Origin of the sequence: Yersinia sp. FDAARGOS_228, assembly GCF_002073315.2 — a bacterium.
In the GTDB taxonomy this organism is placed as follows: domain Bacteria; phylum Pseudomonadota; class Gammaproteobacteria; order Enterobacterales; family Enterobacteriaceae; genus Yersinia; species Yersinia intermedia.
This window is the reverse complement of record NZ_CP020409.2, coordinates 3,164,363-3,181,151: the sequence shown is the minus strand read 5'-3', so window position 1 is coordinate 3,181,151 and position 16,789 is coordinate 3,164,363. Positions and strand designations below refer to the sequence as shown.

Genomic DNA, 16,789 nt, shown 5'->3' with positions numbered 1-16,789 from the left:
CAAATAAGGTAATCAATGATGAAAGATAACGAATACCAGCCTCCAAAGGTCTGGACGGAAAATAATGAAAGTGGCGGTGTATGGTCCAAAATCAACCGCCCAACAGCAGGTGCACGTCATGAAGCGACCCTGCCGGTTGGCAAACATCCGTTACAGCTTTACTCCATGGCGACACCCAACGGTCAGAAGGTCACTATTCTGCTGGAAGAGTTGCTGGCTCTGGGCGAGAAAGGCGCAGAGTACGATGCCCACTTGATTCGGATAAGTGAAGGCGACCAGTTCTCCAGTGGTTTTGTCGCCGTGAATCCTAATTCAAAAATCCCCGCGCTGATGGATCACTCCACCCCGACTCCAGTGAGAGTTTTTGAGTCCGGGGCTATTTTGCTTTATCTGGCGGATAAGTTCGGCCATTTCCTGCCAAAAGATCACGCACAGAGAACGGAAGCCCTGAATTGGTTATTTTGGTTACAGGGCGCGGCACCTTATTTAGGCGGAGGTTTTGGTCATTTTTATCATTATGCCCCGGTAAAAATCGAATACGCGATTGACCGTTTCACAATGGAAGCTAAGCGCCAGCTCGATTTGCTCAATACTCAGCTCAAAACACATGAGTATATTGCCGGTGATGAATATTCGATTGCAGATATCGCCATCTGGCCTTGGTATGGCAATTTAGTTTTAGGCTTGCAGTATGAAGCTGGGGAATTCCTGGATGTGAAATCCTATACCCACTTGATACGTTGGACGGAGAAGATTGCGCAGCGGCCAGCCGTGCAACGGGGGCGTATTGTCAATCGCACTTGGGGAGAGCCCAATGAGCAGTTGCCTGAGCGCCACGATGCATCAGATTTCGATCACTTATAGGTCATAAGCGATAAAGTAAATTCGACTAGAAAAGGCGATAAACTCGGTTTACGCCTTTTCTAACTCAAGTGAATATCGCTAGTGCGCCCCATTAAAATGCCGAACTCACTGCATTAGACGGCGGCCCCTATCGTTTGATGCCGAGCCTTTTGGCAAGACGATGGAGGTTACCTGCGTCAAGGTTTAGCGCACGAGCACATGCTGACCAATTCATCTCATTCGCCTGAAGAACCTGCGTTATAACCTGCCGCTGAAAATCACGGGTCGCCGCTTGTAGGTCTACAGGTGTGGTGCGTTGATCCTCGCTAGCGGCTATCGGTGACACACCGGGTATGACAGTGACCGTAATATTAAATAAATCAGCATGAAGTTGCGGAGATTCTGTCGCCGGTTGTGAGGCGCGCGCCAGTACCGCAGCACGATAAATAGCATGTTCTAATTCACGCACATTTCCGGGCCACCGGTAATTCTCTAGCAGGGTGAGTGTGGTTGCCGGGATGCCCAACTGCTGCAGCCCCAGTTTCTTTCTTATCCGCTCTACAAAAAATCCGGCTAACAGGACAATGTCCCCTTTCCGTTCCCGTAACGGTGGAACATGTAATGGGAACACACTCAAACGGTGAAACAGATCAACGCGAAAGCGCCCTTCTATAACTGCTTGTTTAAGATCACAATTGGTAGCAGCAATAATACGAACATTCACCCGCTTGGTACTGTCGTCACCGACACGTTGCAAGTCGCCATACTGAATAACACGGAGTAATTTGGCCTGAAGCACCAAAGAAAGCTCGCCAATCTCATCGAGAAATAGCGTGCCATTGTCGGCAATTTCAAACTTACCGGTTCGGTCATGTATTGCACCAGTAAAAGCCCCCTTCACATGACCAAATAATTCGCTCTCCGCCACATTCTCAGGCAAGGCGGCACAGTTTAAATAGATCAATGCCTTAGTAGCGCGCGGTGATAAATGATGAATTGCCTGAGCAACCAACTCTTTACCGACCCCCGTCTCCCCAGTGATTAGCACATTCAGTTCTGAACCCGCTACCACGCCTATCTCATGTTTTAGTTGCAGTATCAACGGCGACAGGCCAATCATCTCGTCTTCCGAGCTAGAGGTGGCTTGTTTTTGGATGCTTAATGAACTAACTGTAGGGAGCGCTTGCTTCTCCAACACATCGACTAAAAGTGCATTATTCAATGCCGAGGCCGCTAATACACCAATCAGTTTAAGCTCTTCATCACTGAATCCATCAAATTGCAGCGGGTTCATACTGTCAAAAGTTAATGCACCAATAAGTGTCTGATCAGCAAACAAGGGCAGACCAATACAGGCATGGACTTTAAGCTCATCATGCCCTGGGATCAGACCGTCATAGGGGTCAGGGAGATGGCTGTCAGTCGGGAAACGGACCACATTCCCTGCGCGGGCAATAGCCTCTAATCGTGGATGGGATGACAACGAAAAACGCCGCCCCAATACATCAGGAGATAAACCGTCAATAGCCAATGGCCGGAACAATTGATGTTCATAACGCAAAAGTGCCGAGGCATCGCATTGCAGTAATTGCCGCAAGCTACTGACTAACGTCTGAAAACGATCTTGCCCTGATAAGCCGCCCTGTAGCTCAATGGCTATTTTGGCCAGTGACTGAATGGATAAACTCATATTTTGTCATTCCGACATAGTGTTAGTCATTATGACAATGACACATCAATGTCATAATGACTAATCTTAATTTTTATCTGATTAAAATCAATGTCATAAATCATGGCACGCCATTTGCTCTCTAAGATGAGGTAAATCATTTATTTTAGTTGAGGAACGGTTCATGGCGATTCAAGTTAAGAATAATATCAAATGGGTTGGGCAACGTGATTGGGAAGTGCGCGATTTCCATGGAACTGAGTACAAAACCCTGAAAGGGACCAGTTACAACAGCTATTTAATCTGCGAAGAAAAGAACATTTTGATCGATACTGTCGATCAGAAATTTGATCGAGATTTTGTTGCCAATTTAGAACAAGAGATCGACTTAAATGCGCTCGACTATATTGTTATCAACCATGCAGAAGAAGACCATGCCGGTGCATTAACCGAGTTAATGGCCCGTATCCCCAATACTCCGATTTATTGCACCGCCAATGCTATCGACTCAATCAACGGACATCATCATCATCCTGAATGGAATTTCATTACGGTTAAAACAGGCGATACCTTGGATATTGGCAACGGTAAGCAATTAATCTTTGTTGAAACACCGATGCTGCATTGGCCTGACAGCATGATGACTTACATCACGGGGGATGCCGTGTTGTTCAGTAATGATGCTTTCGGTCAGCACTACTGTGATGAGCATCTGTTTAATGATGAAGTCGATCAGACCGAACTTTATGAACAGTGCGCTCGCTATTATGCCAACATTTTGACCCCTTTCAGCCGTTTGGTAACACCCAAAATCAATGAAATTCTTGGTTTCAATCTGCCAGTTTCAATGATTGCCACCTCCCATGGCGTGGTATGGCGCGATAACCCAACCCAAATTGTTACGCAATATCTGGCCTGGGCGGCAGATTATCAAGAAGACCGGGTAACCATTTTCTATGACACCATGTCAAATAATACCCGAATGATGGCCGATGCTATTGCTCAGGGTATTCACGATACCGACCCCGGCGTGGCGGTGAAGATCTACAACATTGCCCGCCACGACAAAAATGAAATCCTCACTCAGGTCTTCCGTTCTAAAGGTGTTTTGGTAGGTTCTTCCACCATGAACAACGTCATGATGCCAAAAATCGCGGGGATGCTCGAAGAACTGGCCGGATTACGTTTCCGTAACAAAAAAGCTGCGGCATTTGGCAGCTTTGGCTGGACTGGCGGTGCGGTTGACCGCATTCAAACTCGCCTGATGGATGCTGGGTTTGATATCTCCCTCTCCTTAAAAATGAAATGGCGGCCTGATACTGATGCTTTAGCAGAGTGCCGTGAACATGGGCGTAAAATTGCCCGCGAATGGGCACTCCACCCATTGGAGACCCCCCATTCCTCTGAGGTTGACGATGCTATCGCCCTCACTCAAGAAAAGGCCCGCGCCGAGAAACAAAATCTGGGTATTTCAATGCAATGCAGTGTTTGCCAGTGGATATATGATCCGGCACTGGGTGAGCCTCTTCAAGAGGTTAAGCCGGGAACGTGCTGGGAAAATGTACCCGATTTCTTCCTCTGCCCAGAGTGTGGGTTGGGCAAATCTGTTTTCGATCCACTGTAATGGAGCATGTTATGACAGATAACATTATTATTGTGGGTTCAGGTTTTGCCGCCCGCCAGGTGGTTAAAAACATCCGTAAACTTGACCCACAAGTGCCAATCCAGATGATCGCCGCTGACAGTGGCGTGGATTATAATAAACCTGATTTAAGTCATGTATTTAGTCTTCAGCAGAGCGCTGACGATCTCACACGGTTGTCGGCCGAGAAGTTTGCCGAAGAAAATAATCTTACTTTGCATACAGCGATGTTGGTCACCGCCATTGAGCGGCACACTAAACGCGTTTTTTGTGGTGATCGAGCATTTAATTACCATAAATTAGTGCTGGCTACCGGGGCGTCCGCACTGGTTCCGACCGTGCCCGGTAGCGAGATGATCGTTACATTTAATAGCCAAAATGAATACCGGCAACATCAAGATATGTTGCAAAAGGCATCGCGTGTTTTAGTGCTGGGCGGCGGGTTAATCGGGACGGAGTTGGCAATGGACCTACAGCGTTCTGGTAAGCAGGTGATTTTGGTGGATAAGGCACACAGTTTACTGGCCTCTGTTATGCCAGTGGAGATCAGTAGCCGCTTACAACACCGTCTCAGTCAGCGTGGTGTTACTCTGGTATTCAATCAAGAATTACGCGGTGTAATGAAAGTCGCCAACGGCTTGCGAGTAGAGCTTGGATCAGGCCAAACATATACCGTTGATGCTGTCATTGCTGCGATTGGTTTAAAACCGAAAACGGCCCTCGCCGCTGCCGCAGGTCTTGATATTGGGCGCGGTATTAAGGTCAATAATCAGTTACAAACGGCTGATCCAGATATCTTTGCCGTAGGTGATTGTGCCGAGGTCGAGGGGAAAGTACTGCCATTTTTGCAACCAATATTAGTGGGAGCCATGACACTGGCAAAAAATATTCTAGGGGGAGCCACGTCTCTCACCCTGCCGCCAATGTTAGTTAAAGTCAAAACACCTGATCTACCGCTCTATTTCGCTGGCGAAACCAACCGCGAAGATCTCCACTGGGAAATATGCCTGACGCCACAGGGGATAGTGGCGCGTGGCACTGATAGTTCACATCAATTACGTGGGTTCGTCGTCAGCGAAGAACAGACCCAACAGGCTTTCCCCCTATTACGTGAACTGAGTGTTTAAACGAATGCTCATCATTAAGACTGATGCGCTATAACATCACAACGCCAACCCCCCGCCACCGGTGTAGGGGGTTTTGCCTGCAATTTTCATCACTTCTGCCCCCAACGTGACAAAAGGTGCCCGCCGACTGGCGTAGATAATGCCGCCAGCCTGAGCGCGAACCGCTTTTACCGTATCGGTGAGCGGATCAATAATTTCAGCTACCACTTCATCTTTCCCAACCCATTCACCCGGCTGGCGTAATAACAGCAAAATGCCACTGGCAGGTGCTGTCACTATCTCACCCGCCGTAAACGGCAACAGAGTGACTTCCCGCTGCGGAATAACCAAAGATTGGCCTTTGACTGCGCCACGGTACTGCAAATAGTGATAAAGGCGCTCGGCATCAGCACTGGCCAACGCGTGGCTAACATCCTGTTGACCCCGTAATTCTAGCGTCACCGCCATGCAGCCCGGTTCAAGTTTTAACGCCGGATAGTGCGCCGCTAACCGGTGCCATGGCAAGCCGCAAGCCTCATCAAAGGATCCACCCCCGCTATCTTGCGACAGTAATACGGTGCCAATATCTAAGAACCGTGCCAAGGTTTCGGCGGGTTCACGCCAGGCAGGATCAGCGTACATGTGCAAAATAGCGTGATCATCACAATGCAGATCCAGCACCAGGTCCGCATCACAAGCCAGTCTTAACAAGTGTTGGCGCAGCGCTGCGACTTCACTGCTGGCGGGCAAATCCTGCAATGCCTCAACCATGGCAACACGAACGTGTTGCCGCATACCAACACGATCAGTGAGTGACCACGATGCCAGCCGCGTTTGTACCCCTTGAGCCAGATCAGGGAAATCACGGTTGAAATTGCGGCCACTGCCCAGATCAAAACGGCCGATACCACTATTAAGGAGCACTTGCGCAATACCTACCGGGTTGGCAAGCGGCACAATAATTATTTCGCTCTGAATTTCACCGCGCCGTTCCGCCTGACTCAGTAATCTTTTAAGATAATGTAATACCAGCATGCCGGGCAGTTCATCAGCATGCAGGCCAGCTTGTAGATAGATTTTCTCACCTGAGCCTTGCTGGCCGAAATGAAAGCTGGTTAATTGACGCTGCCCACCCAGGGCATGTTCAGGTAACTTATGATTATTGATTTTCATTGGACGTCCTATCTGTGGAAAAGAAAGCCCGGCTTGACCGAATTGACAAAAAAATCCTTGAAATACTGAGCCAGGATGGTCGCATCTCTTATCAAAAGCTCTCTGAACAGGTAAACCTTACCGCTCGCCCTTGTCTGGAGCGCGTGCGGCTACTGGAGCGTGCTGGTATTATCCGCGGTTACAGCGCTATTATTGAGTTGCCGGAACCTGCGCATGCTTTTGTTATACAAGCACAAATTGCACTGGCCGACCACGGGCACTCTCAGGCGGCATTCGAACAGGAAGTGTGCAAAACGCCGGAGGTGCTGGACTGTTGGTTGGTCGGTGGCAGCTTCGATTTCCTGGTGCGCATTGGTTGTCGTAACATGGAACACTACCGGTTACTGGCTGATAGTTGGCTGACCAGTAAAAAATTCCGCGTCGATAAAATCGTCACCCTGACTGAATTACAAACCATCAAACGCACTTAAATCCGCAGTGGCACTTAATCGTGACGGGCAAATGCCAGCCAGCGCCGTTCTGCGCGTGAAAATAGGTAAATCAGCATGAAGGTGCATAACAGGTAGAGCGCCGCCGCCATCAGGAACGGTATAAACGGTGAATAGGTTGCGGCATATAACGAGCGCGCCACTCCGGTAATATCCAATAGCGTTACGGTACTGGCAAGCGAGGTGGCGTGTAGCAGGAATACCATCTCGTTATTCAGCGCCGGAATACCGCGCCGCAGCGTTGCGGGCAATACCAGCCGGCGAATAATCTGCCATTGGCTCATGCCAAAAGCTTCGCCCGCCACCCATTCCTGACGGGGAAACGTCACCATCATTCCCGCCAATAATTCTGCCACATAAGCACTGGTATTGAGCACCAACGCGAGCGTGGCACAGAAGGTGGCATCACGGAACAGCAGCCAGAACGGTTGGTCGTCCTGCCAACCCAACTGCACGATGTCAAACTGTGACAAACCGTAGTAGATCAGCATCAATTGCAGATAGAGCGGCGTGCTACGGAAAAAATAAGTTATGCTGCGGATAAACCAGGATAGCGGGCGTGGGCCAAAAGCTTGCCCTACCGCCATCAGTAGCGCCAGCAATAAACCCGGCACTACGGACAGTAAAAACAGCTTAGCGGTCATGGCCAACCCGGTAACATCCGACCCATCGCTATACAAAAATGTCGGTGCAGCTTCCAGCATGGTTTGCAGATTCATCCTTGCCTCGCTGCACTAGAGGTTGACAGCGCATAGCGCCGTGAAAGCAGACTGAATCCCCAGCTAGAAAGCGCGGTGATGACCATGTAAATCATCGCCACCAGGAAGTAAAATAAGAACGGTTTTTGTGTCGCCCGCCCTGCCTGTTCAGCCAGCCACACCATATCTTCCAATCCCAAAATGGATATCAACGCCGACGCTTTCATTAAACCAAGCCAGTTATTATTGATTCCCGGAATGGCAAAACTGAGCATCTGCGGCAACATAATGCGCCGGAAGACCTGAGCAGGACTCATACCGTAAGCGATTGCCGCCTCTAACTGACCACGATCAACGGTTTGAAATGCGCCCCGGAAGGTTTCAGTGTAGTAAGCGCCGAACACAATACCAATGGCCAACACGCCAGAGATAAAGGTGTTGAAGCGAACCGGCCCCACGCCCAATAAACTGAGGAACCCATTCACCAGCATTTCGCCACCGAAAAAGAGCAGCAACATAATCACCAGTTCAGGAATACCTCGCACCAACGTGGTGTATCCGGTTGATATCCAGCGCAACCAGCGCGGACCAAACAGTTTGATAACCGCATTGATCAACCCAAGTACCAGTGCCACCGCCAGTGACAGCAGCATCACACACAGTGACAACCCCGCCCCCTGTGCCAGTAAAGGCAAATATTCTGCTACCATTATTGGCCCCTGTCGCTGAAAAACCGGTGCCGGGCGCGTCAGTCATCGGCCCGGCGGGTTTACATCACAAAAAATGGTGGCACACTCAGTTGCCGTAAATATCGAAGCTGAAATATTTTTTCTGAATGGCGTCATAAGTACCATCAGCACGGATCGCCTTAATCGCTCCATTCAATGCATCGCGTAACGCTGGATTGTCTTTACCGACGGCGATCCCCACATCAGATGAGATAGTTTCGTCTTGGATAACCGGGCCAGCAAAAGCAAACTTCTGCCCACGAGGGGTATCAATAAAGCTACTGGCAGCCTGAATGTTATCTTGTAACGACGCGTTGATGCGCCCGGACATCAGATCCAGATAGACATTGTCCTGATTGGCGTAAGAGACGATTTTCACCCCTTGCCCACCCCAATGCTTTTTCGCATAGGTCTCATGGATTGAACCGGTTTGTACGCCCACAGTTTTGCCTTTCAAGCTGGCGGTGTCCGGCAACAGCGGGCTGCCTTTGCGCGCCACTAATTGCGCGGCACTGCGGTAGTAGCGATCAGTGAAATCCACTTCTTTTTTGCGTTCTTCCGTAATGGTCAGCGACGCAATAATCGCATCGAACTTACGGGCATTAAGTGCCGCAATCATACTTTCAAAGGGTTGTTTAACGAATACACACTTCGCATGCAGGTTTTCACACAAGGCATTTGCAATATCGATATCAAAGCCGGTGATTTCGCCACTGGGGGAAAGGACATCAAAAGGGGGATAACCTCCGTCTACACCAAAGCTAATAGTGTCAATGCCCTGAGCCGCCACGGGCGCGGAAAGTATCAAGCCGGTCAGTATTGCAGCTAATGTCTTTTTCATGGTTAAAATCCCGATGTTGGCAAGTAATAGAAACTGCAATTAATAGAAATCGCAAATATTAGAAACGAAGTGAGAGGCAAGTCAGCCCACCATCCATTTTTTTAAATTCACTGGTATCAAGTTGAATAATTGGCATCCCCAGCTTTTCAATTTGCGCCAACGTATAAGGATAACCTTGTGGTGTAATCAACGTATCATTGATCCACAACGTATTACCGGCGTAAGACTCATCTTCAGGAATAACAATGGTATTAAACGTAGAAAACGCAGGATGGTGCTGATAATCCTCTGTCAGCAACAAAGTGTTACGCCCTACATAGTTAACAATCGACTTCAAGTGTAACCCTGCACTCACTGCTATTGGCGTTACCCGATAGCCATAGCGCTCGACGGCTGCGGTAAATTCGCTAATCCCTACTTCATCAGTGCGTGAGGTCAGGCCGATAAAAAATTGTTTGTCCACCAACAGCACATCGCCGCCATCAAGATGGCCTTGGTTGCTCATCCGAAAGACTGGACGGTCGGTAAATAGCGGCTCGATAGTCTCCACTTCGCCTTGGCGGCTGGGTGCCCCAGGATGGGTTATCACCGCCAGTTCCGGCATGACGACAGCGGTATCCTCAACAAAATGCGCATCGGGGAATGCCGGTGCTGCCGGTAAAATAGTCACTTTCAGACCCAGACGAAGCAAGGTATCAACATAGGCCAAAAACTGGTGACCCGTCACTGTAATATCTGGGGCACCCAATTGGGACGTGGTCTGGCCGCTACCGCAGGTAGCTGCTGGGAGTCTGGCAATGGCTTGAGTAAAGTGCATAGGCAAGTCTCTTGATTGAGTGTTACAAAAGTGTTGATCTGATTATTAAACAGATACCGTTACCAATCAGGTTGAATCAGTTATCACTGCCATACATTTACGCTGTATATGACTCCCTGCGCGACTTATTCAGTCGTCAGATGAAAAGCATAATGACCATTCGCTGTGTTGAGTGCCCATTATCTACGCCCATCGTATAAATATGTGTATGCCCCGATTTTCTATGATAGTTTTTGCGAGGATAATTCCACCCCCCATTTTTCTTGCAAGGATCGCCCCATGGCCCCTATTTTTGCCCAAGTTGTCGTACTGAGTGCGATGCTCGGTCTATTGACAGCGTGTAATGATGTACAGACGCGGCCGCAGATTAATATCGAAGGTAAAACCATGGGGACCTTCTATAGCGTCAAAATCAGTGGAGAAATCGCACAAAGCCCGCAACAACTCCAGCAAGAGGTAGATGCACTGCTGGAACAGGCCAATGATGATATTTCTACCTATCGTAAAACGTCCGTACTTTCCCGGTTTAACCAATATCGGGGTACACAACCGCAGCCCATTCCCCAGGGGATGGCCGATATTATCTTACAGGCCCAACGTATTGGTCGTGATACTCAGGGCGCGATGAATATTACTGTCGGCCCGTTAGTTAATTTATGGGGGTTTGGCCCGGAAAAACAGCCGATTAACATACCCAGCCAAGCTCAGATAGACGGCGCGCTTAAGCAGGTAGGGTTACAACATCTGAAACTGATCAGTGATAACCACGGCGAATGGCTACAAAAAGATCTGCCTGATTTATATGTCGACTTGTCCACCATGGGGGAAGGCTATGGCGTTGATCAATTGGTTAATCTGATGATGCGAAAAGGGATTACTAACTATCTGGTCTCGGTTGGCGGTGCCGTTTCCACCCGTGGTGTTAACGGTCAGGGCCAACCCTGGCGGGTCGCGATTCAGCAACCAACGGATAAAGAAAATGCCGTGCAAGCGCTGGTTGATCTGCAAGGTTACAGTATCAGTACCTCTGGCAGTTATCGTAACTATTTTGAACTAAAGGGTCAGCGTTATTCTCATGTTTTAGACCCTGTAACCGGCAGACCAATAAACCATAAGTTGGTTTCGGCCACGGTGATTGCAACCAGTGCCCTGGAAGCCGATGGCTGGGATACCGGGCTGATGGTGCTGGGGACCGAAAAGGCGTTAAAACTGGCGGAAGAAAAAGGGCTGGCAGTGTATCTGATCACCAAAACTGACAAGGGTTTCAGTGCGGTGATGACGCCACAATTCAAGGCATTCTTGTTACCCAATCAGCATTAATTAATAACAGCGGCGGCTGTAGCCAAACTCAGTGCTAAACCGAGAGAACCCGCAGCCTCAACCCGTTTTAGCTATATACTATTTGATATAACTTATTGGGCAGTATCAGAGACAGGCAAGTTACCCTTCCTGTATCTGCGCGCATAGCGTGCTAGCGAACCGGAGGAAACTGAATGAAAAAGTTAATCATTGTGATGATTACACTCTTGCTGATTGCTTGTGCAAATACCGGTCATGTCGGCGTGAGTGGCGGGTCGGGCGGAGTATCCAGTATCAGCATTGGTACCGGTATTCGCCGATAAGACAGGTGTTTTCAGCCCCCTGCCTTATCGGTATTGGCTGTAAAATTGGCGGTCAGCTATCTGTTTTTCATGACAGGGGCGTCGTCGGCAAATCGCGCCGAAATAGCATCTCGTTCATAACCTTGCCGCTCGGTCAAAATGGTGTATAACTCTGGGCGGCGGCCATAGATCCAGCGCCGCCCAGTACTGAGTGGGATCAAAGAGAGATCCAGCTCGGCGCACACCATCATGTCGGCGGCTTCCCAGGTTTCATTAATGATGCGGCCATACGGGTCCAGTATCATCGCATTACCGGTGCGCACTTCATCATCATCTGCCCCAATACCATTACTGAACAGAATAAATAAACCATTATCATGTGCCCTGGCAGGTAACCAACGCATCAACCATTCCCGACCATTGATGCCACGAATCGCTGCCGTCATTTCTTCTTTTCGTTCAACACGTTGTTCCCATAGCTCCAGTGGAATGGGCTTCATGCCATAAGGGCTGCGGGAGTGAGTTCCACCGGTTTGATGTGGTGCCAATAATATATCCGCACCCAGTAAGGTGGTGGCGCGAACATTCTCCACCAAATTGTTATCCCAGCAGATAAGGATGCCCACTTTGACACCCCACGGTGTGTCAAAAACCGTGTAACAATCGCCGCTGCTAATGGCTGGATGCTCAAAAGCATGGAGTTTGCGATGAGTGTGAAAAGAGCCATCAGGCATGCAGGCAACATAAGCGTTATAGAGTCGCCCGTCATCTGCCCGTTCAATCAGGCCGACACCAATAAGCATTTGATATTTGATTGCTAGCGCACGAACCAAGGCGATTGATGGGCTATTTTCTATCGATTCCGCCAGCGCATTGACTTGCACCGCTGTCAACTTAGGGACATGCCAATATCCAGAGATACACATTTCTGGAAAGGCTAATATTTTAATGTTTTGCAGAGCTGCCTGCTCGATAAACTTCTCAATAACCAACAGATTATATTGTTTGTTATTGGCTTGATGCTGAAACTGCACTGTTGCTACTGTTATCAATTGTGATTCAGTCACATGATGCTCCAAGAGTTATCCGCCGCTGATTTTTATCATTGGCATTACAGCAGCCGTATTGATAACTTTATAATGAATTATTTTCCTTTATTGATTACCAATTGGAATGAAACGTGAATATTAAGTTGCTAAAGGCCTTTGTTATGCTGGCACAAAAAGGCAATTACAATGAAGCAGCGCAGGCGCTTTGTATCACGCAACCGGCTCTGTCCAAGCAGATTAACTTATTGGAATCAATGCTAAATATTCATCTGTTCTCACGCGGGCGGCATGGTGCGCAACTGACACCTTCCGGCCAACAGTTGCTGGCAGAGGCTGAGAAAGTGATTAATCAGGCTGATTTTTTTCTACAACATGCCGCCAGAGTGGCTAAAGGCATCGAAGGGTTTATATCGATAGGTTTTGGATTGTCGACTTTCTATACTGCCCCACACTGTATCGCGAGATTCAGGGAGCAGTTTCCTGCCGTTGCCATTACGTTGGAGGATATCCCCTCGGCCCAGCAATATGCGTTACTAACCCACGGTGAGCTGCAAATAGGATTTGTTCGAGTGCCGCCCAAAGCACCACTACATTTTCATCCCTTATTTGAAGATCGCCTGGTGCTGGTAACGCCGCAAGATAAGGCGCTAACACTCGACGCATGGTTAAAAAATCTGCCGTTACTGCGTTTATATACCGAACGTGGGCGCGGGCTAAATGCACAAATTGACCTGTTCTTACAGTCAAACCAACTCTACGCGCCAGCGATGCAAGAAGTTGAGGATATCCAGACCATACTCGCACTGGTGATTGCCGGTATCGGAGTGGCATTACTGCCGCAGAGTGTGGTGCATATCGCGCCCCCGACGATGAATGTTATCGCGCTCAGCGGCAATAACCTTAGTTGGCAAGTGGGTATCGCCTGGAATAATACTATTCCTGATTTGGTGCGGGATAATTTTATTAAAATGGTCATCGAACATAACCGGCAAAATATCGATTGATACTTTGCCGGTTTATTGCGTGATGAGATTAGCGGAACGGCGGCTCGTTAAAAGTACGCAGTTTGCGCGAATGCAGTTGATCACCCTCTGCGCGCAATAAATCTATTGCCCGAATACCAATCTGCAAATGCTCAGAAATAGCACCTTCATAGAAATGGTTAGCTTGCCCCGGCAACTTGATTTCGCCATGCAACGGTTTATCTGAAACACAGAGTAAGGTGCCATAAGGCACTCGGAAGCGATAACCTTGAGCCGCAATGGTGGCACTTTCCATATCAACGGCAACTGCACGGCTTAAGCTAAAACGCAGTGCTGAGGCAGAAAAACGCAGTTCCCAGTTGCGATCATCAGAGGTGACAACCGTCCCGGTGCGCAGCCGCTGTTTGACTTCAACGCCGGGCATACCACTCACCGCTTTGGTCGCGTCGTACAATGCCCGCTGAACCTCAGCGATACTTGGGATCGGGATATCGGGTGGCAGTACCGCATCCAGCACATGGTCATCACGCAGATAGGCATGCGCCAGCACATAATCGCCGATCGCCTGACTTTCACGCAACCCACCACAATGCCCAATCATCAACCATGCATGGGGCCGCAGCACCGCCAGATGGTCACAAATCGTTTTAGCATTGGATGGGCCGACGCCAATATTCACTAAAGTAATGCCATGACCCCCTTCTGCAATTAAGTGATATGCCGGCATCTGATGTTTTTTCCACGCTAGATCTGAGGTGGTCTTTTCAGGATCAGCATGTTCCGCCGTTATATAGCTACCTCCGGCGCAGGATAAGGCTTTATAAGGGCTGGCAGGATCGAGGATCTGCTCACAAGCCCAACTGACAAATTCATCAACATAGCGGCTGTAATTAGTAAAAAGGATATAAGGCTGAATATGTTCTGCGGGCGTGCCGGTGTAATGTTTTAGCCGCGCCAGTGAAAAATCAGTCCGCAAGGCATCGAAATGCGATAAAGGGAAGTCAGCCGTCGCCGTATCGATACCATCCGTAATGCCATCACCTATTTTTGCCAAATCCGTTGTTGGGAAGTGTTGAGCAAGGCCCGCCGTCATCGACCGATCAAGAATGAGGTCAGAACCGTCGATCACAAAAGGATATGGCATTTCTTGTTGTGACGGTGTCACTTCAAACACCGCGCCGTACTCACTTTCAAGCAAGGTCAGTTGCTCTGTTAGATAGTCGCGAAACAGTGTGGGTCTTGTAACAGTAGTACTGTATTGCCCGGTCCGGGAAAAACGCCCATAAGCGCGGGTACGTTGGCGGTCACGGAATCTTCCGTCCCAACTGACGCTGAGCTGCGGATATGAAAACAAGCCCTTAGCCCTTTCACCAACATCCGGCAGAGCGCCATCGCGAATAAAAGCGCTAATGGCATCACGCAATGCCGCAAGTGCTGACTCGTATAGCGTCTCAAGTCTATCAATCGCTTCGCTGGCTGATAGGTGAAGAGTATTTTGTGATTGATTCAAGAGATCTCCTTTCATTACGCATAAGGGCGATGCTTAGCTTACTCAATTAACCGGTGCAGAAATATAACAAAAGTACGGTTTTACTGCCCATCGACGTAATCTGCCTTGTAATGGACCAGGGCAAATAACCAAACACACATTTAGCCAAAACTGTTGTTCATCGAAAACAAGAGGACATTTTGCCACTTATTCCGGCGTTTGATTCCCCCTCACCAACACTAAAGTATAGGTTGTCGCAGATAACACATTATTTTCTGCCTTGGGTAACACTACAAAGGTCTCTTTTGCGTGGCAAAATCATTTTTACGCAGTGGCAGTTTGGACGATATTCTGGCGTTAGGCGAAAACGGGCAACCGGTTTATGCCTCTGCACGGCAGATAAGAGAGGCATTACGCCTTAAAAGACAACAACATATTGCTGACTGTCTGGCTATTCCTCAACTTAATGAGCGCGGCGACCGCATAGATTGGTATGCCCCCATTGAAGGTAAAGTGACCTCATGGCTGGCTGCCAGTACTGCTGAGCGTAAAGCCGCCGTCAAACAGTTGTCGGCGTGCCTGGCAAGTGCCAATGATTTGTGTCAGCGAGCGCAAAAATCAGATAACGCCGCACAGCGGCTATTTGGCGTGCTGTTGGCCAAAACGATGCAATTCCCTGATCAAAATCACGTTTATTTAGTCGCAGGCAAACCCGTACTGACCTTTTGGGGGTTCGTCAGCCCGGATAGCAAAACACGAACTGATCCACTCGATTGTCTGCGCCAGACTACTGAAGCTTACGAACCTATTGAACCGATTATCGCTACCATTGTGGCCCCAACGCCGCCGCCACCTGCTGCCGCTGTCGTTGAATTACCGCCTCAGAGCGAAACTACGTTAGCGCCCCCCCCGCCAGAGCCCGTTGCAGAGGTCACTCTGCCGCCAAAACCAATAAAAAAACCAGCACGTTGGCTACGATTTAGCTGGATGTTACCGGTGTTGGCGCTAATCATCGCCTTGATAGTGCAATTCAGTGGTGGAATGCCAGAAAATGCCGTAGCCACCCCGGATGTAAAGCCCACTGTCCTTGAAGATAAATCGGTCATTGAAGATAGAACTTTGTCAGTTAAAGAAGCGGCACCGGTCACCACTGCGCCTGTCGCTCAGATTACGCCGCCCGCCGCCGTGCCACAACTGCCGTTGAATCATGCCACCTTCGCCCCTGTATCCGCTATCGCTGAACCGACCGCCGTTACAGCACCGCCGACAGTTGAGAGTAAAAGTGCACTGATACTCCCTTCTGATGCCGTCAAAGTAGGGTCAACGGCGTTCCTTAATGGCAACTGGCGTGTCAGCCCGGAGATCAAAGCGGCCCAAACCGGTAAAGCACCTAGCCTGAAGTATCAAATTAAAAACGGTAAAGGTACGGTAAAAATCACCCATGGGGATAACGTTACTTGCCGCGCAAATATCACCGCTGGCGTAATGAAGTCAGGCAATTTGGTAATCAATAGCCGCTATAGGGCGCAGTGCAGTGATGGTTCAAAATATCAAATGCCTGAGATCGTCTGCAAACAAGGCGTGAGCGGGGTTGCAGATTGTAAAGGCCGTTACGATGCCAATACGACCCTTCCAATGACGATGAAGCGTGAGACTAAATAA

Annotated in this window: 16 protein-coding genes; 8 read left to right on the top strand and 8 right to left on the bottom strand. The window is 49.0% G+C overall.

The window, feature by feature from the left end; all coding sequences use genetic code 11:
• Positions 1-18: 18 nt before the first annotated feature.
• Positions 19-864, top strand: coding sequence for a glutathione-dependent disulfide-bond oxidoreductase (yghU, locus tag A6J67_RS14675; protein ID WP_032906052.1), 846 nt, complete (start codon positions 19-21; stop codon positions 862-864).
• 127 nt (positions 865-991) lie between these two features.
• On the opposite strand, the gene norR is transcribed toward yghU, so the two are convergent.
• Positions 992-2,533 carry a nitric oxide reductase transcriptional regulator NorR gene (gene norR, locus A6J67_RS14670; protein ID WP_050073330.1) on the bottom strand — a complete coding sequence of 514 codons (1,542 nt, stop codon included), beginning with the start codon at positions 2,531-2,533 and terminating at the stop codon, positions 992-994.
• A 163-nt stretch (positions 2,534-2,696) separates the two neighbouring features.
• On the opposite strand from norR, the gene norV reads away from it, so the two are divergent.
• Both norV and norW read left to right on the top strand, forming a co-directional pair.
• The gene (gene norV / locus A6J67_RS14665) at positions 2,697-4,136 is read left to right on the top strand and encodes an anaerobic nitric oxide reductase flavorubredoxin (protein ID WP_005184231.1); all 1,440 of its coding nucleotides are present in this window, start codon (positions 2,697-2,699) and stop codon (positions 4,134-4,136) included.
• 11 nt (positions 4,137-4,147) lie between these two features.
• Positions 4,148-5,281 (top strand): NADH:flavorubredoxin reductase NorW, encoded by a 1,134-nt coding sequence (gene norW, locus A6J67_RS14660; RefSeq protein ID WP_032906053.1) that lies wholly within the window; start codon positions 4,148-4,150, stop codon positions 5,279-5,281.
• Between the two features lie 36 nt (positions 5,282-5,317).
• On the opposite strand, the gene A6J67_RS14655 is transcribed toward norW, so the two are convergent.
• A complete protein-coding gene (locus A6J67_RS14655; RefSeq protein ID WP_080608239.1) occupies positions 5,318-6,433 on the bottom strand; it encodes a succinylglutamate desuccinylase/aspartoacylase family protein in 1,116 nt (371 codons plus the stop codon).
• Positions 6,434-6,447: 14 nt separating this feature from the next.
• Here A6J67_RS14655 and A6J67_RS14650 point away from each other — a divergent pair, with 14 nt between their 5' ends.
• Complete coding sequence (locus tag A6J67_RS14650; protein ID WP_005184236.1) at positions 6,448-6,903, top strand: Lrp/AsnC family transcriptional regulator; 456 nt, start codon at positions 6,448-6,450, stop codon at positions 6,901-6,903.
• 14 nt (positions 6,904-6,917) lie between these two features.
• Here the strand turns inward: A6J67_RS14650 and A6J67_RS14645 are convergent, their stop codons facing one another.
• The 4 genes from A6J67_RS14645 to A6J67_RS14630 all read right to left on the bottom strand — a co-directional run bounded on the left by A6J67_RS14645 (position 6,918) and on the right by A6J67_RS14630 (position 10,005).
• Positions 6,918-7,640 carry an ABC transporter permease gene (locus tag A6J67_RS14645; RefSeq protein WP_032906055.1) on the bottom strand — a complete coding sequence of 241 codons (723 nt, stop codon included), beginning with the start codon at positions 7,638-7,640 and terminating at the stop codon, positions 6,918-6,920.
• Positions 7,637-8,329 carry an ABC transporter permease gene (locus tag A6J67_RS14640; RefSeq protein ID WP_005184240.1) on the bottom strand — a complete coding sequence of 231 codons (693 nt, stop codon included), beginning with the start codon at positions 8,327-8,329 and terminating at the stop codon, positions 7,637-7,639. Before A6J67_RS14640 ends, A6J67_RS14645 begins: the two co-directional genes overlap by 4 nt.
• A gap of 85 nt (positions 8,330-8,414) precedes the next feature.
• Entirely contained in the window at positions 8,415-9,188 is a 774-nt protein-coding gene (locus A6J67_RS14635) for an ABC transporter substrate-binding protein (RefSeq protein WP_032906057.1), read from the bottom strand.
• Positions 9,189-9,246: 58 nt separating this feature from the next.
• Complete coding sequence (locus A6J67_RS14630; protein WP_005184246.1) at positions 9,247-10,005, bottom strand: dimethylarginine dimethylaminohydrolase family protein; 759 nt, start codon at positions 10,003-10,005, stop codon at positions 9,247-9,249.
• Positions 10,006-10,284: 279 nt separating this feature from the next.
• On the opposite strand from A6J67_RS14630, the gene apbE reads away from it, so the two are divergent.
• Both apbE and A6J67_RS23805 read left to right on the top strand, forming a co-directional pair.
• Positions 10,285-11,325 (top strand): FAD:protein FMN transferase ApbE, encoded by a 1,041-nt coding sequence (apbE, locus tag A6J67_RS14625; protein WP_005184249.1) that lies wholly within the window; start codon positions 10,285-10,287, stop codon positions 11,323-11,325.
• A gap of 173 nt (positions 11,326-11,498) precedes the next feature.
• The gene (locus A6J67_RS23805) at positions 11,499-11,627 is read left to right on the top strand and encodes a hypothetical protein (protein WP_005184252.1); all 129 of its coding nucleotides are present in this window, start codon (positions 11,499-11,501) and stop codon (positions 11,625-11,627) included.
• Positions 11,628-11,683: 56 nt separating this feature from the next.
• On the opposite strand, the gene A6J67_RS14620 is transcribed toward A6J67_RS23805, so the two are convergent.
• Positions 11,684-12,673, bottom strand: a complete 990-nt coding sequence (locus A6J67_RS14620) for a nitrilase family protein (protein ID WP_050088285.1) — start codon at positions 12,671-12,673, stop codon at positions 11,684-11,686.
• Positions 12,674-12,786: 113 nt separating this feature from the next.
• On the opposite strand from A6J67_RS14620, the gene A6J67_RS14615 reads away from it, so the two are divergent.
• Positions 12,787-13,659, top strand: coding sequence for a LysR family transcriptional regulator (locus A6J67_RS14615; protein WP_032906059.1), 873 nt, complete (start codon positions 12,787-12,789; stop codon positions 13,657-13,659).
• A gap of 28 nt (positions 13,660-13,687) precedes the next feature.
• Here A6J67_RS14615 and A6J67_RS14610 read toward each other — a convergent pair whose 3' ends face one another.
• On the bottom strand, positions 13,688-15,163 hold the full coding sequence (locus tag A6J67_RS14610; protein WP_050073334.1) for an AMP nucleosidase: 1,476 nt from the start codon (positions 15,161-15,163) through the stop codon (positions 13,688-13,690).
• A gap of 273 nt (positions 15,164-15,436) precedes the next feature.
• Here A6J67_RS14610 and A6J67_RS14605 point away from each other — a divergent pair, with 273 nt between their 5' ends.
• Positions 15,437-16,789, top strand: a complete 1,353-nt coding sequence (locus tag A6J67_RS14605; RefSeq protein ID WP_050296975.1) for an SrfA family protein — start codon at positions 15,437-15,439, stop codon at positions 16,787-16,789.